Origin of the sequence: Roseateles puraquae (genome assembly GCF_002205845.1) — a bacterium.
Lineage (GTDB): Bacteria > Pseudomonadota > Gammaproteobacteria > Burkholderiales > Burkholderiaceae_C > Pelomonas > Pelomonas puraquae.
This window is the reverse complement of the sequence record NZ_NISI01000001.1, coordinates 762,353-786,340: the sequence shown is the minus strand read 5'-3', so window position 1 is coordinate 786,340 and position 23,988 is coordinate 762,353. Positions and strand designations below refer to the sequence as shown.

Genomic DNA, 23,988 nt, shown 5'->3' with positions numbered 1-23,988 from the left:
CCGCAGCGGCGGCCTCTTTTTGCCCCAGCGAAGAATCGACATGAGCACCATCCCCCTGACCAAGCGCGGCGCCGAGGCGCTGAAGGAAGAGCTGCACCGGCTCAAGACCGTGGAGCGCCCGGCCGTCATCCAGGCCATCGCCGAGGCGCGCGCGCAGGGCGACCTGAGCGAAAACGCCGAGTACGACGCCGCCAAGGACAAGCAGGGCTTCATCGAAGGCCGCATCCTCGAGATCGAGGGCAAGCTCTCGGTTGCGCAGATCATCGACCCCGCGACGCTGGACGCCGGCGGCCGCGTGGTCTTCGGTGCCACCGTTGACCTGGAAGACGAAGACAGCGGCAATGCCGTCACCTACCAGATCACCGGCGACGACGAAGCCGACATCAAGCTCGGCCGCATCTCCATCGGCTCGCCCATCGCCCGCGCCCTGATCGGCAAGGAAGCCGGCGACACCGCCGAGGTGCAGGCGCCGGGCGGCGTGCGCCGCTACGAGATCATCGCCGTCCGCTACGAGTGATGTTCGCGCGGCTCCAGGCCCTGCTGGCCGCCCTGTGGGGCGGCTTTTTGCTGTGCATTGCCTTCGTGGCCACGCCCAGCGCCTTTGCCGTGCTGGAGCGTGGGCAGGCCGGGGCCTACGTCGCGCGCGTGTTTGCAATGGAGGCGCAGGTCAGCCTGGCGCTCGGCCTCGTGTTGATGCTGCTGGAGCGGCGCCTGGCCCGCGATGCCGCTGAAGCAGGTCTCGGTGGCAGCCAGTTCTCGATGCGCCTGGTGCTGCCCATGGTGGCGCTGTTCTGCACCATCGCCGGCTATTACGGCCTGCAGCCGCTGATGGCAGACGCCCGGATGGGCACCGGGGTAGCGTCATTTGCCGCCTTGCACGGCGTGTCGCTCGCGTTCTTCGGCGTGAAGGGCCTGGCGGTGCTGGCCCTGGCCTGGATCAGTCTGCGAAAGACTTCTTGACGCTGGTCGGCTTGCGGCGCTTGGCGCGCTTGATTTCGCCGCCTTGGGTCACGCGCTCGTTGCCGAGCACCTTGACCTTGCTGACCTGCGGCCGCGCATTGCCGCTCTTGGAGAACTTCACGATTTTCACGACGCGCGGGCCCGGACGGGCGTCTTCGCGCTCGGCCTTGACCTTCTCGGGGATGGGGCGCCACAGCACCAGCAGCTTGCCGATGTGCTGGATAGGCGCTGCATTCAGTTCATCGCACAACTGGGCCAGCATGGCTTCCCGCGCGTCACGGTCGTCACCCAGCACGCGGACCTTGATCAGGCCGTGGGATTTGAGCGCCGCGTCGGTTTCCTTCACGACGGCCGGCGTCAGCCCCTCGCCGCCGATCATCACGACCGGGTCGAGGTGATGGGCATCGGCGCGCTTTTCCTTGCGCTGGGCGGGGGTGAGATTGATTTGAGGCATCCTCGAATTATGGCTCCGGCACGGCGCGGAGCGCCTTCACGTCGCTGCGCGACATGAGCCTTTGCCGCAACCGGCGATGCCGGTTGTCCCTTCTAATACGCATGTGAAAACTCAAACAAAGAGCAAGAAACTCAACAAGGCTTGGTTGAACAACCATGTCTCGGATCCTTACGTCCAGCAGGCTCAGAAGGACGGTTACCGCTCGCGGGCGGCCTACAAGCTCAAGGAAATCGACGAGGAGCTCAAGCTGATCCGCCCGGGCCAGGTGGTCGTCGACCTCGGCGCGACCCCTGGGGCCTGGAGCCAGTACCTGCGGCGCAAGTTCGCACCTAAGGAGGCCGGGCAGGGCGGTGCAGCGGTGGGCCAGCTCAACGGCACCATCATTGCGCTAGACCTGCTCGAGTTCGAGCCCATCGAGGGCGTGCAGTTCATCCAGGGAGATTTCCAGGAGGACGCCGTGCTGGCCCAACTGGAAGCGGCCCTGGCCGGGCGGCCCGTGGATGTGGTGGTGTCTGACATGGCGCCCAATCTGTCTGGCATCTCCGTGACCGACTCGGCGCGCGTGGCCAACCTGATCGAGTTGGCGGTGGATTTCGCCAGCCACCACCTCAAGCCCGATGGGGCGCTGGTGGCCAAGGTCTTCCATGGCAGCGGCTACAACGAGCTGGTGGCCCTTTTCAAGGCCCACTTCAAGACCGTCAAGCCCTTCAAGCCCAAGGCCTCCCGGGAACGGTCTTCCGAGACATTCTTGGTCGGCCTCGGATTGAAAAACCGGTGATTACAGGGGTTGACCCCTTGCCGACCCTAAAATCGCCCCCACAGTCCTGAAACCCGCGCTGGGCCATCAGGGCCAAGGAGTCGCAGTGAACAATCAATGGTTTTCAAAGTTCGCCGTCTGGATCGTGATCGCACTGGTGCTGTTCACGGTCGTCAAACAGTTCGGTGGCACCACGGCACCGGGCAAGCAAGTCACTTATTCGGAGTTCCTGGACCTCGTCCAGACGCGCCGCATCAAGTCCGCGACGCTGCCTGACGGCCCGACCGGCGAGATCTACGCCGAAGACACCGAAGGCAACAAGATCCGCACGCTGGCGACCTATCAGGATCGTGGCCTCGTCGGTGACATGCGCAACAACGGCGTGAAGTTCGACGTCAAGCCGCGCGAGGAGCAAAGCTTCCTGGTCAGCATGCTGATCAACTGGACGCCGATGCTGCTGCTGATCGGCGTCTGGGTCTACTTCATGCGCCAGATGCAGGGCGGTGGCAAGGGCGGGGCCTTCAGCTTCGGCAAGTCCAAGGCCCGCATGCTCGACGAGAACAACAACACCATCACCTTCGCTGACGTCGCCGGCTGCGACGAGGCCAAGGAAGAGGTGAAGGAACTCGTCGACTTCCTGAAAGACCCGCAGAAGTTCCAGAAGCTCGGCGGCCGCATCCCGCGCGGCGTGCTGATGGTCGGCCCTCCGGGCACCGGCAAGACGCTGCTGGCCAAGTCCATCGCCGGCGAGGCAAAGGTCCCGTTCTTCACGATCTCGGGCTCCGACTTCGTTGAAATGTTCGTCGGCGTGGGCGCGGCCCGCGTGCGCGACATGTTCGAGCAGGCCAAGAAGAGTGCGCCCTGCATCATCTTCATCGACGAAATCGACGCCGTCGGCCGCCATCGCGGAGCCGGCCTGGGTGGTGGCAACGACGAACGCGAGCAGACGCTCAACCAGATGCTGGTGGAGATGGACGGCTTTGACACCAACCTCGGCGTCATCGTGATCGCGGCCACCAACCGCCCGGACATCCTCGACCCCGCGCTGCTGCGCCCGGGCCGCTTCGACCGCCAGGTCTACGTCACGCTGCCCGACATCCGTGGCCGCGAGCAGATCCTGAACGTGCACATGCGCAAGGTGCCTATCGGGCAGGACGTGAATGCGTCCATCCTGGCGCGCGGCACGCCCGGCATGAGCGGTGCCGACCTGGCCAACCTCGTCAACGAGGCGGCGCTGTTCGCGGCTCGCCGCAATGCGCGCCTCGTGGAAATGATCGACTTCGAGCGCGCCAAGGACAAGCTCTACATGGGCCCCGAGCGCAAGAGCATGGTCATGACCGAGGACGAAAAGCGCGCCACGGCCTATCACGAGTCCGGCCACGCGGTCGTCGCCGAACTGCTGCCCGGCACCGACCCCGTCCACAAGGTCACCATCATGCCGCGCGGCCGTGCCCTCGGCGTGACCTGGCAACTGCCTGAGCGTGACCAGCACAGCCTGTACTTCAAGCAGATGCTCAACAGCATCAGCATCATGTTCGGTGGCCGCATTGCCGAGGATCTCTTCGTCCATGACATCTCCACCGGTGCGTCCAATGACTACGAGCGCGCCACCCGCATGGCCCGCGACATGGTCACGCGCTACGGCATGAGCGAGCTGCTGGGCCCGATGGTCTATGCCGAGAACGAGGGCGAGGTCTTCCTCGGCCGCAGCATGACCAAGACGGCCAACATCAGCGAAAGCACGCAGCAGAAGGTCGACGCCGAGATCCGCCGCATCCTCGACGAGCAATACGCCGTCGCGCAGAAGATCCTGGAAGACAACCGCGACAAAGTCGAGGCCATGACGGCCGCGCTGATGAAGTGGGAAACCATCGACCGCGACCAGATCCTGGACATCATGGCGGGCCGCCCGCCGCGTGAGCCCGGCGGCACGCCGCCCACGCCCAGCAGCGGCCCGAGCGGCTCCCCGCCGGTCAGCGCCGACGGCGCACCCGCCGCGGCCTGATCCTTCCCCCACCCCTGACGGGCCCGGCAACCACCGGGCCCGTTGTCCATTCCACAAGACCTCCATGCATTGGCAGACCCGGCGTTTCTCCATCGACCTCAGCCGTCCGCGCGTGATGGGTATCGTGAACGTGACGCCTGACTCGTTCTCCGACGGCGGCCATCACGATGACCGGCGCGCGGCGATCGCCCACTGCGAACGCCTGGTGAGCGAAGGCGCCGACATCCTGGACATCGGCGGCGAGTCCACCCGCCCCGGGGCGCCACATGTCGATGCCGAGGCCGAGTGGGGGCGCATCGCGGAGGTCATCGCCGCGGCCGTCACCCTCGGTGTGCCTGTCTCGGTGGACACGTACAAGCCCGAGATCATGCGGCGCGCGCTGGCGGCGGGCGTGGACATCATCAACGACGTGCAAGCCCTGCAGCGCCCGGGGGCGTTGGAGGCGGTGGCAGGCACGGGCGCGGGGGTCTGCCTGATGCACATGCGTGGCGAACCTGCCTCGATGATGGATTTGGCCCAGTACGACGATGTCGTGGCCAACGTGCGCGGCTTCCTCGTTGCACGCGCCCAGGCGGCGCAAGCGGCCGGCATTCCGGCGCAGGCCATCGCGCTCGATCCGGGCTACGGCTTTGCCAAGCAGGCCGAGCACAACCTGCGGTTGCTCGCTGGCCAACAGCAGTTGGCTGAACTGGGTTATCCGTTGCTGGTGGGCTGGTCTCGCAAGCGCGCGCTGGGCGACATCACTGGCCGACCGGTGCATCAGCGGCTCGCGGCCAGCCTGGCGGCAGGCCTGCGCGCCGTGGCTGCGGGGGCGCGCATCCTGCGGGTGCACGATGTCCCCGCCACGGTGGACGCCTTGAAGGTCTGGGCCGCCGTGGATGCGGCGACAATTCCGGCGATTGAATAAGAGGAAGAGCTCGATGAGCCGCAAGTACTTTGGCACCGACGGCATCCGCGGCACGGTCGGCCAGGCCCCCATCACCCCCGACTTCATGCTGCGCCTGGGCCACGCGGTAGGCCGCGTGCTCCGCCAGTCGGCCAAGCGCCCGACGGTCCTGATCGGCAAGGACACCCGGATTTCTGGCTACATGATCGAGTCGGCCCTGGAGGCGGGCTTCGCGTCGGCCGGCGTCAACGTGCTGCTGACGGGCCCGCTGCCCACGCCGGGCGTGGCCTACCTGACGCGCGCACTTCGCCAGGACCTGGGTGTCGTCATCAGCGCCTCGCACAACGCCTTCGCCGACAACGGCATCAAGTTCTTCTCCGCCAAGGGCGAGAAGTTGCCGGATGCGTGGGAACTGGCCGTCGAAGCCGCGCTGGAGGAAGCGCCGCAGTGGGTCGACTCCGCCAGCCTCGGCCGCGCCAAGCGCCTGGAAGATGCGCGAGGCCGCTACATCGAGTTCTGCAAGAACAGCTTCGGCTCGGACCTGACCCTCAAGGGCCTGAAGATCGTCGTCGATGCGGCCCACGGCGCGGCCTATCACGTGGCGCCGGATGTGTTCCATGAGCTGGGCGCCGAAGTGATCGCCATTGGCTGCAAGCCTGACGGCTTCAACATCAATGCCGGCTTCGGTGCGACCTCGCCGGGCGCGCTGGTGGAGGCCGTCAAGGCCCATGGGGCCGACTACGGCGTGGCGCTGGACGGCGATGCCGACCGGCTGCAGCTCGTGGACGCCAGCGGGCGCCTCTACAACGGCGATGAACTGCTCTACGTCATGGTGGCCGACCGCTTGAGCCAGGGCGCGCGCGTCCCGGGTGCGGTGGGCACGCTGATGACCAACATGGCGGTGGAGCTGGCGCTGCGGGCGCGGGATGTCGAGTTCGTGCGCGCCAAGGTGGGTGACCGTTACGTGCTTGAAGAGTTGGCGGCCCGGGGCTGGCAGCTCGGCGGCGAAGGTTCCGGGCACCTGCTGGCCCTGGACAAGCACACCACGGGCGACGGCATCGTCAGCGCCTTGCTGGTGCTCCAGTCGGTCTGCCGCAGCGGGCGCAGCCTCGCCGAGCAGCTGCAGGGGGTGGATCTCTTTCCGCAGACCCTGATCAACGTGCGCCTGCAGCCGGGCCAGGACTGGAAGAACAGCACCGGCCTGGCAGAAGCCCAGGCGGCGGTGACGGCTGAACTGGGCGACCGGGGCCGGGTGCTCATTCGAGCATCGGGTACGGAGCCCCTGCTGCGCGTGATGGTGGAAGCATCCGACGCGGACCTCGCGCAGCGTTGCGCACGCCGCCTCGCCGACGCGGTCGCGGCCTGATCGAGGCCCGCCGATGACAAAGGCCGCCCTCGGGCGGCCTTTTGCTGGGTGATGTCGGGCGAGGACGCCGTGCTTACTTCTTCGGCGGCATCAGCACGCGGTCGATCACATGAGCCACGCCATTGGTGGCGACCACGTCGGCCTGCTGGACGACGGCATCGTCCACCGTCACGAAGCTGCCCGCCTTGGCCAGGGCCAGCGAAGCGCCCTGGCGCGTCTTGGCGGCGCCCGGCTTGACGTCAGCGGCGGTCACGCGGCCGTCGATGATGTGATACGCCAGGACCGCCTTCAGCTGCGCCGGGTCGGCCGCCAGGGCTTCCATCGTTTTGGCGGGCACGGCCTTGAAGGCCTCGTCGCTCGGTGCGAACACCGTCAGCGCGCCGGCCGTGCGCAGTTCGTCAGCCAGCCCCGCTTGCGCCACCAGGCGGTTGAACGTGCTGAGCTGCGGGTCGCGGGCCAGGGTGTCTGTCAGGGGCGCCGGGGCGGGCGTGGTGGCGCAGGCGGCCAGCAGCGCCGCGGCAGCCAGGGCCATCAGCGACGTACGACGAATCATGGGGTGCACTCCGAGTGGGGTTGAAAGTTCGTGCGGCGCACTCTAGAAACCCAAGATGACAATCGCATGAAGGGAAAAATGACAATGTCATAAACGGCGGCGAGACCCATCGGTCGAGCCATTCCCTTCGGGCGCCGGGGTTAGGAAGAACCGTTTTGTGACGGCCAAGTCACCGAATCGTCACAAAGCCTCCCTAGGATGGCGGACGTCGTCAAAACCGCTCAGCGGAAGGTGTTTCAGATGAACTTTGTCCAGGTCAGCAAGTCCCTCGCGCTCGCCGCTTCCGTGGCGGGTCTGTTCGGCGTCTCCGCCGCCCAGGCACAGGATGTGACCGGTGCCGGCGCCACCTTCCCGGCGCCGATCTACGCCAAGTGGGCCGACGCCTACAACAAGGCCACGGGCGCCCGCATCAACTACCAGTCGGTCGGCTCGGGTGCCGGCATCCGCCAGATCAAGGCCAAGACGGTGGACTTCGGCGCCTCGGACATGCCGCTGAAGGACGAAGAACTGGCCAAGGACGGCCTGGTGCAGTTCCCGACGGTGATTGGCGGCGTGGTGCCCGTCATCAACATCAAGGGCATCAACCCGGGTCAGGTCAAGCTGACGGGCCAGGCCCTCGCCGACATCTACCTCGGCAAGATCACCAAGTGGAACGACCCGGCCCTGACCGCGCTGAACCCCGGCGTGCCGCTGCCCGATGCCGCCATCGCTCCGGTGGCCCGCGCTGACGGCTCTGGCACCACCTTCATCTTCACGAACTACCTGTCCAAGGTCAGCCCCGAGTGGAAGGAAAAGGTCGGTGAAGGCACCACGGTGAAGTGGCTGGCCGGTACGGCCGGCAAGGGCAACGAGGGCGTGGCCGCCTTCGTGCAGCGTCTGCCGAACTCGATCGGCTACGTTGAGTACGCCTACGTCAAGCAGAACAAGATGACGTTCGTTCAGCTGAAGAACAAGGACGGCCAGTGGGTGAACCCGAGCGATGACGCCTTCAAGGCCGCCGCCGCTGGTGCCGACTGGAACAAGACCTTCTACCAGATCACGACCGACCAACCCGGCAAGACCGCCTGGCCCCTGACCAACCCGACCTACATCCTGATGTACAAGTCGCAGGACAAGGCCGCCAACGCCAGCGCCGCGCTCAAGTTCTTCGAGTGGGCCTACGTCAACGGTGACAAGATGGCCGACGACCTCGACTACGTGCCGCTGCCCGCGAGCGTGAAGGACCTGGTGCGCAAGCAGTGGGCCGACCAGATCAAGGACACCGCCGGCAAGGCCATCGCCTACAAGTGATCCCCGGGCGCTGATCCGGCCATGGCCCGGCACTCGCCGGGCCTTGGCACAGGTGGCGCCGCATTTCCTGACCTGACCTTTTCGGAGGTTCCTTGGCCGCCATACTCCCCGCCGACAGCCGCGATGCCGATCGCAGCGAACCTCAGCCGCATTCGATGAAACCGCAACCTCCGCGCCGCCGCGTGGCCCCCTGGGCCGATGCGCTGTTTGCCGCGCTGTCGCAAGGTGCCGCCTGGCTCACGCTGGCCTTGATGGTGGGCATCATCGCCTCCCTCATCATCGGTGCCGCACCCGCACTGCAGGCCTTCGGCCTGGGTTTCCTCACCAGCGCGGAATGGGACCCGGTGCAAGAGAAGTTCGGCGGCCTCGTGATGATCTACGGGACGCTGGCCAGCTCCTTCATCGCGCTGATCATTGCCGTGCCGGTGAGCTTTGGCATTGCGATCTTCCTGACCGAACTCTCGCCCAGCTGGCTCAAGCGCCCGCTGGGCATCGCCATCGAGCTGCTGGCGGCCGTGCCGTCCATCGTGTACGGCATGTGGGGCCTGCTGGTGTTCGGGCCCATCCTCGCCACCTTCGTGCAGCAGCCGCTGCAGGCGATGTTTGGTGGGGTGCCGTATCTCGGCGCGCTGTTCTCGGGCCCGCCCGTGGGCATCGGCATCCTGTCGGCCGGCATCATCCTGGCGATCATGATCATCCCCTTCATCGCGTCGGTGATGCGCGACGTCTTCGAGGTCACGCCGCCCATGCTGAAGGAATCGGCCTACGGGTTGGGCGCGACGACCTGGGAGGTCGTTTCGCGCGTGGTGCTGCCCTATACCAAGACGGGCGTGGTCGGCGGCATCATGCTGGGCCTCGGGCGCGCGTTGGGCGAGACGATGGCGGTCACCTTCGTGATCGGCAACATGAACCAGCTGAGCTCGCTGTCGGTCTTCGAAGCCGCCAACAGCATCACCTCCGCGCTGGCCAATGAGTTCGCCGAAGCCGGCGAGGGCCTGCACCAGGCCTCGCTGATGTACCTCGGCCTGGTCCTTTTCCTCATCACCTTCATCGTGCTGTCCATCTCCAAGCTGCTGCTCGCACGCCTGAAGAAGGGCGAAGGAGCCCGTTCATGAGCCAACTTGACGCGGGCCGCCTGGCCATGCATGCCAAGCGCAAGCGCGTGAACGCGGTGGCGCTGACCTTGTCGCTGGGGGCCATGGCCTTCGGTGTGTTCTGGCTGATCTGGATCTTGTTCGAGACCATCTATCTCGGCATCGGCGGCCTGAGCCTGGCCACCTTCACCCAGATGACGCCGCCGCCGCAGGGCGAGGGCGGTGGCCTGGCCAACGCGATCTTCGGCAGCTTCGTGATGGTGGGCCTGGCCACGCTGGTCGGCACGCCGGTGGGCATCCTGGCCGGCGTGTACCTTGCCGAGTACGGCCAGAAGACCTGGCTCGGCAGCGCGGTGCGTTTCATCAACGACATCCTGCTGTCGGCACCCTCCATCGTGGTCGGCCTGTTCGTCTACGCGGTGGTGGTGGCCAAGTTCAAGACCTTCTCGGGCTTTGCGGGCTCGCTGGCCCTGGCGCTGCTGGTCATCCCCGTGGTCATCCGCACGACCGAGAACATGCTGAGCCTGGTGCCCAACGCACTGCGCGAGGCGGCCTACGCGCTGGGCACGCCGAAGTGGAAGGTCATTCTGTCCATCACGCTCAAGGCGGCTCGCGCCGGCGTCATCACCGGCATCCTGCTGGCCCTGGCGCGGGTGTCGGGCGAGACGGCGCCTTTGCTGTTCACGGCCCTGTCCAACCAGTTCTGGACGAGCGACCTCAGCTCGCCCATGGCCAGCCTGCCGGTCACGATCTTCAAGTTCGCGATGAGCCCCTACGAGAACTGGCAGAAGCTGGCGTGGGCCGGCGTCTTCCTGATCACCGTGGGCGTGCTGATGCTGAACATCCTGGCCCGCGTGCTCTTCAAGAACAAACACTAAGGAACCGCTTTCATGGACGCCAAAGTCGAAACGCCCGTGGGCGAGCGCGCCAAGCTCTCGGTGCGCAACCTGAACTTCTATTACGGCAACTTCCACGCCCTGAAGAACATCAACCTCGACATCCCCGAGAAGAAGGTCACCGCCTTCATCGGCCCGTCGGGTTGTGGCAAGAGCACGCTGCTGCGCACGCTCAACCGCATGTTCGAGCTCTACCCCGAACAGCGTGCCGAAGGCGAGATCCTGCTGGACGGCGAGAACATCCTCGCCAGCAAGGATGACGTCTCGCTGATCCGCGCCAAGGTCGGCATGGTCTTCCAGAAGCCCACGCCCTTCCCGATGTCCATCTACGACAACATCGCCTTCGGCGTGCGCCTGTTCGAGACGCTGCCGCGCGTGGAGATGGATGAGCGCGTCGAATGGGCCCTCAAGAAGGCCGCGCTGTGGACCGAAGTGAAGGACAAGCTCAACCAGAGCGGTGCCGGCCTCTCCGGCGGTCAGCAGCAGCGGCTGTGCATCGCCCGTGGCATTGCGATCAAGCCCGAAGTGCTGCTGCTGGACGAGCCCTGCTCGGCACTGGACCCGATCTCCACCGGCAAGATCGAAGAGCTCATCCACGAGCTCAAGAGTGACTACACCGTGGCCATCGTGACCCACAACATGCAGCAGGCTGCGCGCTGCTCCGACTACACGGCCTACATGTACCTGGGCGACCTGATCGAGTTCGGCCCCACAGCCGACCTCTTCATGAAGCCCAAGCGCAAGGACACCGAGGACTACATCACCGGTCGCTTCGGCTGACCCAGGAGCCAAGAATGGTCGACAAACATCTCTCCACCCAGTTCGACGCCGAGCTCAGCGGCATCTCCACACGCGTGCTCGAAATGGGCGGCCTCGTCGAGGCCCAGGTGGCCCAGGCGGTACAGGCCCTCGGTGACTTCTCGGCCGAGTCGGCCGACGAAGTGCTGGCCCGCGAAGGCCGTGTCAATGCGATGGAAGTCGAGATCGACAAGGATCTCTCCACCATCATCGCCCGCCGTCAGCCCACCGCGCGCGATCTGCGCCTGTTGATTGCCATCTCCAAGAGCATCGCCAACCTGGAGCGGGTCGGTGACGAAGCAGCCCGCATCGCCCGCACGGCGCAGCGCCTGGTGTCGGGGGGCGTGTCCAGCCGGCTGCGCGTGCCGATGTCTGACCTGGCTTACGAGGCCGAGCTGGCCACGACACAGCTGCGCAAGGCCCTCGACGCCTTTGCTCGCCTGGACGTGGAGCGCGCGCTGGACGTGCTCAAGCATGACGACGAGATCGACAAGGAGTTCGACGGCCTGCTGCGCAAGCTCATCACCTACATGATGGAAGACCCGCGCACCATCTCGTCGTCGATCGACCTGGTGTTCGTGGCCAAGGCCATCGAGCGCGTCGGCGACCACGCCAAGAACCTGGCCGAGGTCGTCATCTACATCGTCAAGGGTCAGGACGTGCGCCACAACACGCCCGAGGCCGTCGAAACCATGGTCCGTTGAGCATGAGCCGCATCCTTGTTGTTGAAGACGAATCGGCGATTGCCGAGCTCATTTCCATCAACCTGCGTCACGCCGGCTTCGAGGTGACGCTGGCCGCCAGCGCCACCCAGGCGCAGTACGAGGTCGACCGCGTGCTGCCCGACCTGGTGGTCCTGGACTGGATGCTGCCCGGCCAGAGCGGCGTGGCACTCGCGCGCCAGTGGCGTGGTGCGGCCCGCACCAAGGAGCTGCCCATCATCATGCTGACGGCCCGGGCCGAAGAAGGCGACAAGATCGCCGGGCTGGATGCTGGCGCCGACGACTACGTCACCAAACCGTTCTCCACCAACGAGCTGCTCGCCCGCATCCGCGCCGTGCTGCGCCGCAAGGCGCCCGAGGCGCTGGACAGTGCGGTGGAGGTGGGCCCGCTGCTGCTGGACCCAGGCACACGCCGCGTGAGCCGCGACGGCACCGAGGTCAAGCTCGGCCCGACCGAGTTCCGGCTGCTGCACTTCTTGATGACCCATCCGGAGCGCGTGCACAGCCGCTCGCAGCTGCTGGACCGCGTCTGGGGCGACCACGTCTTCATCGAGGAACGCACCATCGACGTCCACGTCAAGCGCCTGCGCGAGGCCCTGGAGCGCGTGCAATGCGCCCGCATGATCGAGACTGTGCGCGGTGCCGGCTACCGCCTGACCCAACACAGCAGCGCGCTGTCGGCCTGAGGCGTTTCGTTCCTGCATGACCTGGCTGCTGTCGCGACTCCTGATGGCCCTCGGGGCCACCTTGCTCGGTTTCGGTGTGGGAGCGGTCGTGCGAGCGGCCACGGGCGTGGACAGCCTGGCGCTCGGTGTCGGGGTGTTCTGCGGTGTGGTGCTGATGCTGTTCGTCGATGCGGTCCGCGGCCATCGGCTGCTGACCTGGCTGCGCGGCAATCAGCTCGACAGCGCGCCGCGTGACACCGGGCTCTGGGGCGAGCTCGGCTATCGCATCGAGCGTGCGGTGCGGGATCGTGACCGTTCGGTCGCCCGTGGCCGGCTGGAGCTGGAGCAGTTCCTGTCGGCGATCGAGGCCTCGCCCAATGGCGTGTTGATGCTGGATGCGCAGGAGCAGATCGTCTGGTGCAACCGGGTCGCCGCCGACCATTTCTCTCTCGACCCCGAGCGTGACCTGCGCCAGCGCATCACCAACCTCGTTCGGGCGCCGGCCTTCGTCGCCTATCTGCAGGCGGGCAGCTATGCCGAGCCGCTGGTGCTGGGCAACAGCCGGGGCCCGGGCACGCTGTCCATCATCGTGCGGGACTACGGCGAGGGCATGCGGCTGGTCTTGTCGCTGGACATCACCGAGCGGGTGCGCAACGAGGCCATGCGGCGGGATTTCGTCGCCAACGTGTCGCACGAGATCCGCACGCCGCTGACCGTGCTCGCGGGCTTCATCGAGACCCTGCACACCCTGCCGCTCACCGCAGTCGAGCGAGACCGCGTGCTGACGCTGATGAACCAGCAGACCCAGCGCATGCAGACCCTGGTGGCCGACTTGCTCACGCTCGCGCAGCTGGAAGGCAGCCCGCGGCCGGCGCCAGACCGCTGGGTGGCGCTGGACGGGCTCCTCACGCGCATTGCGGCAGACGCCGAGGTGCTGTCCGCCGGCAGCCATCGCTTGAACCTGCGCCCGGCGACGCACGCGGAGTTGGCTGGCATCGAGAGCGAATTGCTCAGCGCCATTGCCAACCTCGTGACCAATGCCGTGCGCTACACGCCCGAAGGCGGCCAGATCGACCTGGCCTGGCGCGTGCTGGAAGGGGGCAACGCGGAGATCTGTGTCGTGGACACCGGCCCAGGCATTGCGCGCGAACACATCCCGCGCCTGACGGAACGCTTCTACCGCGTGGACGGCAGCCGGTCCCGCGAGACGGGCGGCACCGGGCTGGGCTTGTCCATCGTCAAGCACATCATGCAAAGGCATGGCGGCGAGCTGATGGTGGAAAGCGAAGTGGGCAAAGGCTCGCGCTTCCGGTTGATGTTCCCGGCAGCGCGGGTGCGCCACGCCAGCGACTCGGCGCTCGGAGACGAAGCGGCCTTCAACGCCGCCGCGCTGTCAGACCACTGAAGGCGTCACTGCCGTTTCAGCAACACCAGGCCGGCGCTGCCGCTGCGGTCGGTCGGGCGCTTGACCTGCGCCACCACCTGCCAGCCCGGCGGCGTGGCCTGGCCGGCGCCCACCACCGCATAGCTGCAGCCGGACGTGGCAATGGCGCCTCGTCCCAGCACCGTCCAGCCGCCGTGCCATTCAAGCGCTGCCAGCGTGGGCAGGTTCTGCTCGGGGGCGGCGAGGCAGGACACCTCGGGCGGCATGCGGGCCTTCAGGCGCGACACCAGCGGGGCGAGGCTGCGGGCGTAGTCCAGCGGCGGCAGCAGCAGGCTCATGACCAGCAACCAGCCCAGGGCTACGCCACCGGCGGGCAGGGCGAGGCTCTTCCAGAGCGCATGGCGGTGCCGCGCGGTGCGCCAGCGCACCAGGGCCAGCCAGGCGACCGAGGCCAGCACCGCCATCACCAGGGCGACCAGGCTGAACTGGGGTTCGAAGCCCTCGGCCAGGCGCTTCAGATTGGCGAGCGGCCGCTCCGGCCAGCCTGTGTGCATCGACAGGTAGTACAGCCAGAAGAACAGGGCAGCCGCGCTGAAGAAGAAGACCGAGAACCAGTCCACCGCCGCCGAGAAGCCGCGGCTGAGCGTGGGCAGCGCGAAGGCTGACAGGATGGCCAGCGACGGCAGCGCCAACAGCAGCGCGCGCTCCGAGCCGTCCATGCCGATGCAGGCGGTCAGCGGCACCAGCAGCGCGATGGCCGGCACCGTGATGTGTCGCCGCAGGCCGTGTCGGCGCCAGCGCCACAGCGTCCATAGCGCCAGGGGGCCGGCCGGCCAACAGAACCAGGCGAGCAAGGTGAGCAGCGAGCCGACATGCACCTCCGGTTGCAGTCGCCAGGCCCAGCCATCGAAAGCCCAGGCGGCCACGACCGCCAGTGTCAGCGCGCCCAGCAGCCAGGCGCGTTGCGACTTGGCGGCGTCGTAGCTGGAGCGGTGGTTCAACAGCACGCCGAGCACGCCCAAGGCGCAGGCGACGGTCGGGGCACCGCTGGCGGCCAGGGTCGGCAACGCGGCCAGCACCGCGAGGCGGGAGCGCCAGGCGCGGAACGGCGCAGCAGCGAGGCCGTACAGGTAGACGGCCACCGCCAGCAACTGCACGAGCTCAGGTGTCGTCTCGTGCCCCAGTTGCAGCAGGCCCAACGAGGCCATCAGCGCCAACAGGCTGCCATCGGCCAGCGCGCGGGCGTAGTCCACCGCCTGCGCCTCCCCCCCGAAGGCGAAGGCCACGGGTTGGGCCGCCTCGGTGCGGGCCAGATGGAAGCAGGCATACCAGACGGCCACCAGCACGCCCACGAGGACGACGGCATACGGCAGGCGGGCGGCAACCGGGGCGTCGAGGAAGGGCAGGGCCTTGATGGCCAGCGCGCCCAGCCAATAGGGCAGGGGGCCGCCGTCGGCCGGGATGCCGGCGATGGCCGGTTGCCACCAGGAGGCGCGGCCTTCGGCGATGCTGGCCATGAAGCCGAAGGCCGTCAGGTCGGCATTGCGCCAGGGGTCGCGGCCGAAGATGCCGGGCAGCACGTAGGCGGCGCACAGCAGGATCAGCGCCAGTCGTGGCAGGCGCTCGACGCCGCGCTCGGCGACGATGGCGGGGGTGGGCAGGTTCACGCGGGAATGTGGGATGAGACGGGCGGCATCATGCCGTCAAACCGGCAGGGGTAGGCAAAAGCGTGTCAGCAGTGCAGCAAGAATGCAAAAGGGCAGCCTGAGCTGCCCTTTCGGTGGTGGTGCAGTCGCAAGGACTGCGGCCCGATCACTTCTTGAGGTGAGCGAACTTGTTGCGGAACTTCTCGACGCGGCCGCCCAGGTTGTCGACGCTCTTTTGCGTGCCCGTGTAGAAGGGGTGCGACTCGCTGGTGGTTTCCAGCTTCACCAGCGGCAGGGTCTTGCCGTCGAGTTCGATGGTTTCCTTGGTCTGGACGGTCGAGCGCGTCACGAACTGGAAGCCATTGGACAGGTCGACGAACACGACGTCGCGGTAGTTGGGGTGAATGCCTTCTTTCATGGGAACCTCTTGGCTAGGTCGGGAGCCACGCTCAATACGCTGGGCGCACTTTCCGGAGTTGTCTGGGCGGAAAACCCGCGATTGTAGCGGGCTTCCCAGCGGTTTGGCTAGTTGGGGCTGAGAAGGGTCAGCCGCCGCGCCGCATCATGTCGAAGAAGTCCAGGTTGTTCTTCGACGCCTTCATCTTGTCGAGGATGAACTCCATCGCCTCGATCTCGTCCATGTTGTAGAGCAGCTTGCGCAGGATCCAGCTCTTTTGCAGGATCTCGGGCTTGAGCAGCAGCTCTTCGCGGCGCGTGCCGGACTTGTTGATCAGGATGGACGGATAGACGCGCTTCTCGGCCATGCGGCGATCCAGGTGGATTTCGCAGTTGCCGGTGCCCTTGAACTCTTCGTAGATGACTTCGTCCATCTTCGAGCCGGTGTCGATGAGCGCCGTGCCGATGATGGTCAGCGAGCCGCCTTCCTCGATGTTGCGGGCTGCGCCGAAGAAGCGCTTGGGGCGCTGCAGGGCATTGGCGTCGACACCGCCGGTCAGCACCTTGCCGGAGCTGGGCAGCACGTTGTTGTAGGCGCGGGCCAGGCGGGTGATCGAGTCCAGCAGGATGATCACGTCCTTCTTGAGCTCGACCAGGCGCTTGGCGCGCTCGATGACCATCTCGGCCACCTGCACGTGGCGGGCGGCGGGCTCGTCGAAGGTGGAGCTGATGACCTCACCGCGCACGGTGCGGATCATCTCGGTCACTTCCTCGGGGCGCTCGTCGACGAGCAGCACGATGAGGTGGCAGTCGGGATGATTGGCCACGAGCGCGTGCGCCAGGCTCTTCATCATCTCGGTCTTGCCGGTCTTGGGCTGCGACACGATCAGCGCGCGCTGGCCTTTGCCGATGGGGGCGATCAGGTCGACGATGCGGCCGGTGATGTTCTCTTCGCCCTTGAAGCCTTCACGCTCGAGCTTGAACTGCTCCTTGGGGAACAAGGGCGTCAGGTTCTCGAACATGATCTTGTTCTTGCTCTCCTCCGGCGTCTGGTTGTTGACGCGGTCGACCTTCACGAGGGCGAAGTAGCGCTCGCCGTCCTTGGGCACGCGCACTTCACCTTCGACGAGGTCGCCGGTGTGGAGGTTGAAGCGTCGGATCTGGCTTGGCGACAGGTAGATGTCGTCGGTAGACGCCATGTAGCTGGCCTCGATGGAGCGCAGGAAGCCGAAGCCGTCCGGCAGCACCTCGAGCACGCCATCACCGAAGACCTGCTCGCCGGCCTTGGCGCGCTTCTTCATGATGGCAAACATCAGCTCCTGCTTGCGCAGGCGGGTGACGTTGTCGATCTCCAGCTCCTCGCCCATCTTGATGAGGGCGGAGACGTGAAGTGCTTTGAGTTCGGAAAGATGCATGGGTGAACACCCGTCAGGGGCCGCAGCGCCAGCCCAGGCGAAACGGCGGTTCCACGGCTTCCCCGGGACAGGACCGAAAGGGCCAACGCTCAAACAGCGAGCAAGGCAGATTCAGAGAAGTTGGGGGAGGGGAGCCGAGGCCACGCTGGCTGGGTTCCGTGGAACCCGGGGCGTGTTGGCTTTGGCTGCTGCAGTGCCGGCGCCGGTAGGCGTCAGACGTGCACTGCAGCAGTTGGGCGCGATTATAGGTTCGCGTCGATGAAGGCGGTCAACTGGGCCTTGGACAGGGCGCCGACCTTGGTGGCGGCGAGCTGGCCGTCCTTGAACAGCATCAGCGTCGGGATGCCGCGGATGCCGAACTTGGCCGGCACTTCACGGTTCTCGTCGACGTTCATCTTGGCGACCTGCAGCTTGTCGCCGTAACCGCTGGCGACTTCGTCCAGGATGGGGGCGATCATCTTGCAGGGACCGCACCACTCGGCCCAGTAGTCCACCAGCACCGGCTTGCCGGACTGGATGACGTCGGCGTCGAACGACGCGTCGGAAACGTGCTTGATCAATTCGCTGCTCATGGGAGGTTCCTTGGCCTCAGAAGGGTGGCGGTACCGCCTCGGGTACCGTCCGTATAGGCAAAATCATTGTGACATAGCCACTTTGCCCGGACGGTCACCGGGGTGACCGAAGTGAGCCGGTAGCTCGGGGCGGGAGGCCCCAATTGCAAGTGCACGACACCCTCAGCCTGGGCCTGGTGCCTGGAGAAGACATTCCCGGCTTCTGGCGCCGCCTGGCCGCCGTGAGCAGCGACTGGCTGGCGAGCCGGGGCGCTGCCGCGCGCGACGCGGTGCTGCTGCTGCCGTTCGCGCAACAGATCGCTCCCGCCCGCCGCGCCTTTGCTGCGCAGGGTGGCTGGGCGCCGTTGATCACCACCAGCCACAGCCTGGCCTCGTCGCTCGGCCCCAGCCGGCTGGCCGCACCGGGCCAGATCAGCGGGGATGCAGCCATCGACGCCTTCACGGCCGATGGCCTGCTCGCGGGCCAATCCTGGGCCCAGGCCCTGCGGACCCGTGACGAGAAGGCCTATGTGGCCGCGCGCGCCCGACTCGTCGAGACGGCACATGCCCTGAGCCGTGCCGCGGGCCAGCGCGCCCCATCGCAGCGGGCGGCCTTCTTCGAATCGGCCGCCGAGCGCCTGGCGTCGCAGGCAGGCGGCCCTGGCGATCTGGAGCGTGCCCTGGGTCTCGTGGCCCTGGCCTGGGCACAGTCCGACGACCGCGCGCTGGCCACCGATGCCCTCTTCACACAGCGGCCCAGCGCCTGGCTCGTGCTTGAAGTGGGCGGCCCTGACGCACTCGCCCAGGCGCTCACCGCCGGCGCGGTGCCGTCGCTGTGCCTACAGGCGGACGTCGACCTCGACAGCGTCCCGGCGACCGGCGCCGAGCTGCAGCTGGCGCGCTGCACCGATTTCGAGTCCCTGGCCGAGCAAGCCGCCACCGCCGTGCTGCAGCACCTGAACGCCGGGCGCACGCCTGTGGCCTTGCTGGCCCAGGACCGCGTGGCCGTGCGGCGCGTGCGCACCCTGCTGATGCGCCAGGGCGTGCCCATCCATGACGAAACCGGCTGGACGCTGGCCACCACGCCGGCTGCGGCGGCCCTGATGGCGCTGCTGCGCGCGCAACTGGCGCAGGGGGGCGTGGACGACTGGCTGGCCTGGATGAAGTCGTCGCTCGGGGCCGGCTTTGACGCCGAGGCCCTGCGGGACCTGGAGGCCTTGTGCCGCCGCAAGGGCTGGCGCGAGACCGGCCCGCTGGACGCGCTCGGTCTGCCACTCTGGCGCGAGGCACGTGATGCGGCCGAACCGCTGGCCGGTGGGCCGCGCAAGCTCGGCGGCTGGCTGGCCGACCTGGGCCGCGTGCTCCGTCGCCTGGGCTCGCTGGCCGAGGTCGAGGGCGGCGAGCCGCTGCTCAGCGCCTTGTGGATCAGCCGCAATCCCTGGGCAGGCAGCGCGCATGAGCAGGTCATCGGCGCCACCCGCCTGCGGCCGGATGAGTTCCTGGCCTGGGTGGACGCCACGCTCGAAAGCGCGCAGTTCAGCCCGGCGGAAGACGCCCAGCCCGCGGTGGTCATCACGCCACTGGCCCGGGTGCTGCTGCGGCCTTTTGGGGCTGCCGTGCTTCCCGGCGCCGACGCGGCGACGCTGGCGCCCGCCGCGCCGCGCAATGGCGTGCTGTCGGACGCCGATGCCCAAGCCCTCGGTCTGCCGCACCTGGCCGCGCAGCGCGCGGCGCAGGCCTGGGCCTTCGCACAATTGCTGCGCCTGCCCGCGGTGACGTTGCTTCGCTGCAGCCATGCCGGCGCCGAGCCGCTGCCGCCCAGCCCGTTGATCGAGCGCCTGGAAGCCGCCTGGGGTGGGCCAGTGCCCGCCTGGGTGGACGAACGTGAGGCAGCGCCGCTCGCGTCTCTGCCGGCGCATCGCCGCGCCGCGGTGCCGCGCCGCTTGCCGGTGCAACTCAGCGCCAGCAGCATCGAGGCGCTGCGCAACTGCCCCTATCAGTTCTTCAGCCGCAGCGTGCTCGGCCTGCGCGAGCCCGACGAACTGGACGTTGAACTCGACAAGCGCGATTACGGCACCTGGCTGCATGACGTGCTGCGGCGCTTTCATGAGTCGCGCAGTGGCGACGACCTGGCCGACCTGCGTGCGGCGGCCGATGCGGAAGCTGCGAGCCTGGACGCGGCGGACTTCCTGCCGTTTCGCGCGGCGTTCGAGCGGGTGCTGCCGCGCTACATCAGCTGGCTGACCGAGACCGAAGCCGCCGGCCAGCGCTTCGAGGCGGGCGAGGTCGAGCGTCGCTGCCAGCCTTTCGAGGGCTCACTGGCCGGCGTCACGCTGCAAGGCCGCATCGACCGCATTGACATCACACCGGCCGGCCGCTTGTTGCTGGACTACAAGACCGGCCGCGCCAAAGACCTCAAGGACAAGCTCAAGACTCCGCTGGAGGACACCCAGCTCGCGGTCTACGCCCTGCTGATGGAGGCCAACCCGGCCCTGCAGGCCGCTTATCTCGCGATGGACGAGCCCGATGCGCTGGTGACCGTGCCTCACCCGGAGGTCAGCGCCACCGCGCGGGTGCTGCGAGAGGGCTTGCAAGCCGACCTCTCGGCCGTGCTCGCGGGCCAGGCGCTGCCAGCGCTGGGCGAAGGCCGCGTCTGCGACTACTGCGAAGCCCGCGGCCTGTGCCGGAAAGACGACCTGACATGAGCGGCACCCAGTTCGCCTATTACGCCGACGGCCAGCGCATTCCGCGGGAGCTTTTCTACGCCATCGCTTGCGACCCGGCGCGCAGCAGCATCGTCGAAGCCTGCGCCGGTGCGGGCAAGACCTGGATGCTGGTGTCGCGCATCCTGCGTGCGCTGCTGGCGGGCGCCGAGCCCCAGCAGATCGTGGCCATCACGTTCACCCGCAAGGCCGCCGGCGAGATGCGCGAGCGGCTGGCCCAGTGGCTCGCGGAGTTCGCCCGCGCGAACGAGGCCGACCAGCGCCAGGCCCTCGTCGATCGGGGCCTCTCGGCCGAGGATGCCGACCGCCTGCGCCCGCGGCTCGCGCAGCTGCAGGCGGAGCTGCTTCGGGGCGGCCGCGGTGTGGAGGTGCGCACCTTCCACGGCTGGTTCTCCCAGCTGCTGCATGCGGCGCCGCTGTCGCTGCTGACGGAGCTTGGCATCTCGCCCGAGTTGCAGCTGATCGAGGACGAAGCCGAGCTGATGCCCACGCTCTGGCGGCGCTTCCATGCCGCCGTGCTGGCCGACGCCGCGCTGCTGGCCGACTTCCAGGCTTTGACCCTGGCGCGGGGGCGACACAACCTGCGGGAGTGGCTGCTGGCCGCCTTCGCCAAGCGGGTGGAGCTGGGCCTGGCGGATGCCCATCGCGTGCTCGCCGGCAGCCTGCCACCCCCGGCGCAGGACCCCGCCGAACGCTTCGAGGCGCTGGCGCCGGACATTGCCGCGCTGGCTCGCGCGCTCGGAGCCATCACCGGCGCCAAGGCGCAGAGCGCTGCGGCCGATCTGATCGACGCCGGCAGCCTCGGCGAGGTGCTGGCGGCCCTGTTCACCGAGAAGGGCATGGGCTCCCCGCGCAAGCTCGGCAAGGCCTGCGACGACCTGCCGCTGTGGCGCCAGGTCACCGCTGACCTGGAGGCCCTGCGCGCCGATGCCGAGCAGCAGGCCGCCGCGGAACAGCATGCGGCCATGTGCCGCCTGGGCCTGCGGCTGGTGGCCGAGTTCGAGGCGCTGAAGCGCCAGCGCGGCCTGGTCGACATGAACGACCTGGAACGCGGTGCGCTGGCGCTGCTGGCCCAGCCGGAGTTGGCCGGTTGGGTGCAGCAACGGCTGGATGCGCAGGTGCGTCACCTGCTGATCGATGAGTTCCAGGACACCAGTCCGCTGCAATGGCAGGCGTTGCATGGCTGGCTGTCGGCCTATGCCGGCGCGGGCGGCGGCGCGGGCTTGAGCGTTTTCATCGTGGGCGATCCCAAGCAGAGCATCTACCGCTTCCGTCGGGCCGAGCCGCGGGTGTTCTTGGCCGCGCGGGAGTTCATCGTCGGTGGCCTGGGTGGAGCTAGCCTGGCCTGCGACCACACCCGGCGCAATGCGCCTGAAGTGCTCGCGGCCGTCAACGGGGCGCTGGACGGCGTGCTGGAGGGCTTTCGGCCTCACACCACCGAGGGCGCGCCGGGCAGTGATGCGCTGGCGGGCCTGTGGCTGCTGGACGGACCGCCGGGCGAGAAGGCCGAGCGCGAGATCGACCCGCTGGCCTGGCGACCCAGCTTGACCGAGCCTCGCCACGAGCCCGAGTTCGAGCGCCGCGAGGCCGAGGCGCGGCGCGTGGCCGCGTGCATCGCAGGCCTGCTGGCGGCCCGGCCGGAGCTGCGGCCCGGGCAGGTCTTCGTGCTGGCCCGCAAGCGCGAGCCGCTGCGCCAGCTCAGCACGGCCCTGACGGCGGCTGGCATCCCGCACGCGGCGCCCGAGGAGACGTCGCTGGCCGAGGCCCCGGCGGTGCGTGATCTGCTGTCGCTGCTGGATGCGCTCGCCTCGCCAGGTCACGACTTGTCGCTGGCCCAGGCGCTCGCGAGCCCGCTGTTCGGCGTCGGAGAAGACGAGTTGCTGCGTCTGGCCGCCGCCGCCGGCCGCATCGCTTACCTGGACGCGCCGGCCACCGAGACGCCCCGGCCCTGGTGGGCGGCGGTGCAGAGCCTGCCATCACCCAGCCCGGCGCTGGCCCGGGCGCAGCGGCTGCTGGCCGATTGGCAGGCCGCAGCCACGCGCAGCACGCCGCATGAGCTGCTGGATCGCATCGTGCACGAAGGTGAGTTGCTGCCCCGCCTGCTGGCCAGCAGCCCGCCCACCGAAGCCGGCGCCCGCGTGCAGAGCGTGCAGGCGCTGCTGCGCGCGGCGCTGGACCTGGACGGCGGCCGCTATGCCCAGCTCTACGGCTTTGTGCGCGCGCTGCGCAGCCGGCCGCTCACCTGGGCGGCTGCGCCTGGGGGGGATGGTGTGCAGCTGTTGACCATCCACGGCGCCAAGGGCCTGGAGGCCGACGTGGTGGTGCTGCTGGATGCCGAGGCCGCGCCTCCCAAGGCCGAGACCTACGGCCTGCTGCTGGACTGGCCGGTCGGCCAGCCGGCGCCGCAGCGCGCGGCCTTCTTCGGCTCCGAAGCCAAGCCGCCGCCGTCCCTGGGCGGGCTGGTGGCTGAGGAGCAGGCAGCCCGCCAGCGAGAGGAGTTCAATGCGCTCTACGTCGCACTCACGCGGGCCCGGCGCACCCTCATCGTGAGCCGCACGCCGGCCAAGCGGCCACAGGACAGCTGGTGGTCGCGCCTGGCGCCATTGGGCCAGCCCTGGCCGGTGCCGCTGCAAGAGGGCGCGGCCGGCGAAGCGCCCCCGCGCTGCTGGCGGCCGTTGCCGGCCTGGCAGGGCGAGCGTCAGCCGCTGCCGGTGCGCGCGGCCGACAACGCCCGCGCCGCCCAGGTGGGCGAGGCCCTGCATCGCGTGCTGGAGTGGGCCAGCCAACCGGGGCAGGCCCAGCCCCTGGAGGTGCTGCTGGCCGGCAGCTCGCAGGCCTTCGGCCTGGACGCGGCAGGCCGCGACCAACTGGCGCGCAGCGTCGAAGCCATCCTGGGCAGCGACGCGGCACGGCCCTTCTTCGACCCCTCGGCGCTGCTCTGGGCCGGCAACGAGGTGCCGGTGACCGTGGCCGGCGGGGAAGGGCGCATCGACCGCCTCGTGCACCGCCGCGCCACTGCCACCGAGCCGGCCACCTGGTGGGTGCTCGACTACAAGCTCGGCCTCACGCCGGAGGCCGTGCAGGCTTATCACGAGCAGCTGCGCGGCTACGTGACGGCGGTGCAGGCGTTGCAGCCAGGAGAGGTCGTTCGGGCCGCGCTTATCACCGGCACGGGAAGGGTCGTCACCTTGGACTAGAATGCGCGGCTTGATCGGGGCGTAGCGCAGCCTGGTAGCGCATCTGCTTTGGGAGCAGAGGGTCGCGAGTTCGAATCCCGCCGCCCCGACCAAACCTTTTCGACAAACCCGCCGCTGGCTGTTGCCGGCGGCGGGTTTTGTTTTTTTTGAAGCCCCCGCATCCGGGGGCTCTCGCTCCTGGGGCATCCCCGAAGGTCGACCGAGCGGTCGGCCGGGACAATCCGCAGCTT

General features: G+C 68.1%; 21 protein-coding genes and 1 tRNA gene. 16 read left to right on the top strand and 6 right to left on the bottom strand.

The features are described from left to right. Positions 1-40: 40 nt before the first annotated feature. Together greA and CDO81_RS03545 are read left to right on the top strand one after the other, a co-directional pair. Positions 41-517: a transcription elongation factor GreA gene (gene greA, locus CDO81_RS03550; RefSeq protein ID WP_088481757.1), complete on the top strand. Its 477-nt coding sequence runs from the start codon at positions 41-43 to the stop codon at positions 515-517. Beyond that, positions 517-960 carry a DUF4149 domain-containing protein gene (locus CDO81_RS03545; protein WP_088481756.1) on the top strand — a complete coding sequence of 148 codons (444 nt, stop codon included), beginning with the start codon at positions 517-519 and terminating at the stop codon, positions 958-960. The genes greA and CDO81_RS03545 overlap by 1 nt, the downstream gene beginning before the upstream one ends. On the opposite strand, the gene CDO81_RS03540 is transcribed toward CDO81_RS03545, so the two are convergent. Beyond that, positions 938-1,414: a YhbY family RNA-binding protein gene (locus CDO81_RS03540; protein WP_088481755.1), complete on the bottom strand. Its 477-nt coding sequence runs from the start codon at positions 1,412-1,414 to the stop codon at positions 938-940. The genes CDO81_RS03545 and CDO81_RS03540 overlap by 23 nt on opposite strands. A 103-nt stretch (positions 1,415-1,517) precedes the next feature. On the opposite strand from CDO81_RS03540, the gene CDO81_RS03535 reads away from it, so the two are divergent. From CDO81_RS03535 to glmM, 4 genes are all read left to right on the top strand, one after another. Beyond that, a complete protein-coding gene (locus tag CDO81_RS03535; RefSeq protein WP_088481754.1) occupies positions 1,518-2,192 on the top strand; it encodes an RlmE family RNA methyltransferase in 675 nt (224 codons plus the stop codon). A gap of 85 nt (positions 2,193-2,277) precedes the next feature. After that, on the top strand, positions 2,278-4,176 hold the full coding sequence (gene ftsH / locus CDO81_RS03530; protein ID WP_088481753.1) for an ATP-dependent zinc metalloprotease FtsH: 1,899 nt from the start codon (positions 2,278-2,280) through the stop codon (positions 4,174-4,176). Between the two features lie 64 nt (positions 4,177-4,240). Next, positions 4,241-5,083 (top strand): dihydropteroate synthase, encoded by an 843-nt coding sequence (gene folP, locus CDO81_RS03525; RefSeq protein ID WP_088481752.1) that lies wholly within the window; start codon positions 4,241-4,243, stop codon positions 5,081-5,083. 13 nt (positions 5,084-5,096) lie between these two features. Next, complete coding sequence (glmM, locus tag CDO81_RS03520) at positions 5,097-6,428, top strand: phosphoglucosamine mutase (protein WP_088481751.1); 1,332 nt, start codon at positions 5,097-5,099, stop codon at positions 6,426-6,428. Positions 6,429-6,501: 73 nt separating this feature from the next. Here glmM and CDO81_RS03515 read toward each other — a convergent pair whose 3' ends face one another. Then, complete coding sequence (locus CDO81_RS03515; protein WP_088481750.1) at positions 6,502-6,981, bottom strand: fasciclin domain-containing protein; 480 nt, start codon at positions 6,979-6,981, stop codon at positions 6,502-6,504. Between the two features lie 240 nt (positions 6,982-7,221). Here CDO81_RS03515 and pstS point away from each other — a divergent pair, with 240 nt between their 5' ends. The 7 genes from pstS to phoR all read left to right on the top strand — a co-directional run bounded on the left by pstS (position 7,222) and on the right by phoR (position 13,851). Next, positions 7,222-8,271, top strand: coding sequence for a phosphate ABC transporter substrate-binding protein PstS (pstS, locus tag CDO81_RS03510; protein WP_088482426.1), 1,050 nt, complete (start codon positions 7,222-7,224; stop codon positions 8,269-8,271). A 155-nt stretch (positions 8,272-8,426) separates the two neighbouring features. Continuing rightward, the gene (pstC, locus tag CDO81_RS03505; protein ID WP_088481749.1) at positions 8,427-9,386 is read left to right on the top strand and encodes a phosphate ABC transporter permease subunit PstC; all 960 of its coding nucleotides are present in this window, start codon (positions 8,427-8,429) and stop codon (positions 9,384-9,386) included. Next, on the top strand, positions 9,383-10,243 hold the full coding sequence (pstA, locus tag CDO81_RS03500; RefSeq protein WP_088481748.1) for a phosphate ABC transporter permease PstA: 861 nt from the start codon (positions 9,383-9,385) through the stop codon (positions 10,241-10,243). Before pstC ends, pstA begins: the two co-directional genes overlap by 4 nt. A gap of 12 nt (positions 10,244-10,255) precedes the next feature. Beyond that, a complete protein-coding gene (pstB, locus tag CDO81_RS03495) occupies positions 10,256-11,041 on the top strand; it encodes a phosphate ABC transporter ATP-binding protein PstB (protein ID WP_088481747.1) in 786 nt (261 codons plus the stop codon). Between the two features lie 14 nt (positions 11,042-11,055). Then, the gene (gene phoU / locus CDO81_RS03490; protein WP_088481746.1) at positions 11,056-11,763 is read left to right on the top strand and encodes a phosphate signaling complex protein PhoU; all 708 of its coding nucleotides are present in this window, start codon (positions 11,056-11,058) and stop codon (positions 11,761-11,763) included. A 2-nt stretch (positions 11,764-11,765) separates the two neighbouring features. Further along, positions 11,766-12,467 carry a phosphate regulon transcriptional regulator PhoB gene (gene phoB / locus CDO81_RS03485; RefSeq protein ID WP_088481745.1) on the top strand — a complete coding sequence of 234 codons (702 nt, stop codon included), beginning with the start codon at positions 11,766-11,768 and terminating at the stop codon, positions 12,465-12,467. 16 nt (positions 12,468-12,483) lie between these two features. Beyond that, positions 12,484-13,851: a phosphate regulon sensor histidine kinase PhoR gene (gene phoR / locus CDO81_RS03480; protein WP_088481744.1), complete on the top strand. Its 1,368-nt coding sequence runs from the start codon at positions 12,484-12,486 to the stop codon at positions 13,849-13,851. A gap of 5 nt (positions 13,852-13,856) precedes the next feature. On the opposite strand, the gene CDO81_RS03475 is transcribed toward phoR, so the two are convergent. From CDO81_RS03475 to trxA, 4 genes are all read right to left on the bottom strand, one after another. After that, positions 13,857-15,497 carry a hypothetical protein gene (locus CDO81_RS03475; protein ID WP_241516826.1) on the bottom strand — a complete coding sequence of 547 codons (1,641 nt, stop codon included), beginning with the start codon at positions 15,495-15,497 and terminating at the stop codon, positions 13,857-13,859. 145 nt (positions 15,498-15,642) lie between these two features. Then, positions 15,643-15,894 carry a type B 50S ribosomal protein L31 gene (locus tag CDO81_RS03470; protein ID WP_088481742.1) on the bottom strand — a complete coding sequence of 84 codons (252 nt, stop codon included), beginning with the start codon at positions 15,892-15,894 and terminating at the stop codon, positions 15,643-15,645. Positions 15,895-16,021: 127 nt separating this feature from the next. Beyond that, a complete protein-coding gene (gene rho, locus CDO81_RS03465; RefSeq protein ID WP_088481741.1) occupies positions 16,022-17,287 on the bottom strand; it encodes a transcription termination factor Rho in 1,266 nt (421 codons plus the stop codon). Positions 17,288-17,529: 242 nt separating this feature from the next. Next, the gene (trxA, locus tag CDO81_RS03460) at positions 17,530-17,859 is read right to left on the bottom strand and encodes a thioredoxin TrxA (RefSeq protein WP_088481740.1); all 330 of its coding nucleotides are present in this window, start codon (positions 17,857-17,859) and stop codon (positions 17,530-17,532) included. Between the two features lie 149 nt (positions 17,860-18,008). Between trxA and CDO81_RS03455 the strand changes: the two genes are divergently transcribed. The 3 genes from CDO81_RS03455 to CDO81_RS03445 all read left to right on the top strand — a co-directional run bounded on the left by CDO81_RS03455 (position 18,009) and on the right by CDO81_RS03445 (position 23,850). Beyond that, entirely contained in the window at positions 18,009-20,543 is a 2,535-nt protein-coding gene (locus CDO81_RS03455; RefSeq protein ID WP_241516887.1) for a PD-(D/E)XK nuclease family protein, read from the top strand. Continuing rightward, positions 20,540-23,758, top strand: a complete 3,219-nt coding sequence (locus CDO81_RS03450) for a UvrD-helicase domain-containing protein (protein ID WP_088481738.1) — start codon at positions 20,540-20,542, stop codon at positions 23,756-23,758. Before CDO81_RS03455 ends, CDO81_RS03450 begins: the two co-directional genes overlap by 4 nt. A 15-nt stretch (positions 23,759-23,773) precedes the next feature. Further along, positions 23,774-23,850, top strand: a tRNA-Pro gene (locus CDO81_RS03445). The last annotated feature ends 138 nt before the right edge of the window (positions 23,851-23,988 follow it).

Coding starts and splice junctions, on each gene's coding strand:
- CDO81_RS03515 (WP_088481750.1), bottom strand. CDS start 6,981: ATGATTCGTCGTACGTCGCTGATGGCCCTGGCTGCCGCGGCGCTGCTG.
- phoB (WP_088481745.1), top strand. CDS start 11,766: ATGAGCCGCATCCTTGTTGTTGAAGACGAATCGGCGATTGCCGAGCTC.
- CDO81_RS03540 (WP_088481755.1), bottom strand. CDS start 1,414: ATGCCTCAAATCAATCTCACCCCCGCCCAGCGCAAGGAAAAGCGCGCC.
- trxA (WP_088481740.1), bottom strand. CDS start 17,859: ATGAGCAGCGAATTGATCAAGCACGTTTCCGACGCGTCGTTCGACGCC.
- pstS (WP_088482426.1), top strand. CDS start 7,222: ATGAACTTTGTCCAGGTCAGCAAGTCCCTCGCGCTCGCCGCTTCCGTG.
- CDO81_RS03470 (WP_088481742.1), bottom strand. CDS start 15,894: ATGAAAGAAGGCATTCACCCCAACTACCGCGACGTCGTGTTCGTCGAC.
- glmM (WP_088481751.1), top strand. CDS start 5,097: ATGAGCCGCAAGTACTTTGGCACCGACGGCATCCGCGGCACGGTCGGC.
- folP (WP_088481752.1), top strand. CDS start 4,241: ATGCATTGGCAGACCCGGCGTTTCTCCATCGACCTCAGCCGTCCGCGC.
- pstB (WP_088481747.1), top strand. CDS start 10,256: ATGGACGCCAAAGTCGAAACGCCCGTGGGCGAGCGCGCCAAGCTCTCG.
- CDO81_RS03545 (WP_088481756.1), top strand. CDS start 517: ATGTTCGCGCGGCTCCAGGCCCTGCTGGCCGCCCTGTGGGGCGGCTTT.
- pstA (WP_088481748.1), top strand. CDS start 9,383: ATGAGCCAACTTGACGCGGGCCGCCTGGCCATGCATGCCAAGCGCAAG.
- phoU (WP_088481746.1), top strand. CDS start 11,056: ATGGTCGACAAACATCTCTCCACCCAGTTCGACGCCGAGCTCAGCGGC.
- rho (WP_088481741.1), bottom strand. CDS start 17,287: ATGCATCTTTCCGAACTCAAAGCACTTCACGTCTCCGCCCTCATCAAG.
- phoR (WP_088481744.1), top strand. CDS start 12,484: ATGACCTGGCTGCTGTCGCGACTCCTGATGGCCCTCGGGGCCACCTTG.
- pstC (WP_088481749.1), top strand. CDS start 8,427: ATGAAACCGCAACCTCCGCGCCGCCGCGTGGCCCCCTGGGCCGATGCG.
- greA (WP_088481757.1), top strand. CDS start 41: ATGAGCACCATCCCCCTGACCAAGCGCGGCGCCGAGGCGCTGAAGGAA.
- CDO81_RS03450 (WP_088481738.1), top strand. CDS start 20,540: ATGAGCGGCACCCAGTTCGCCTATTACGCCGACGGCCAGCGCATTCCG.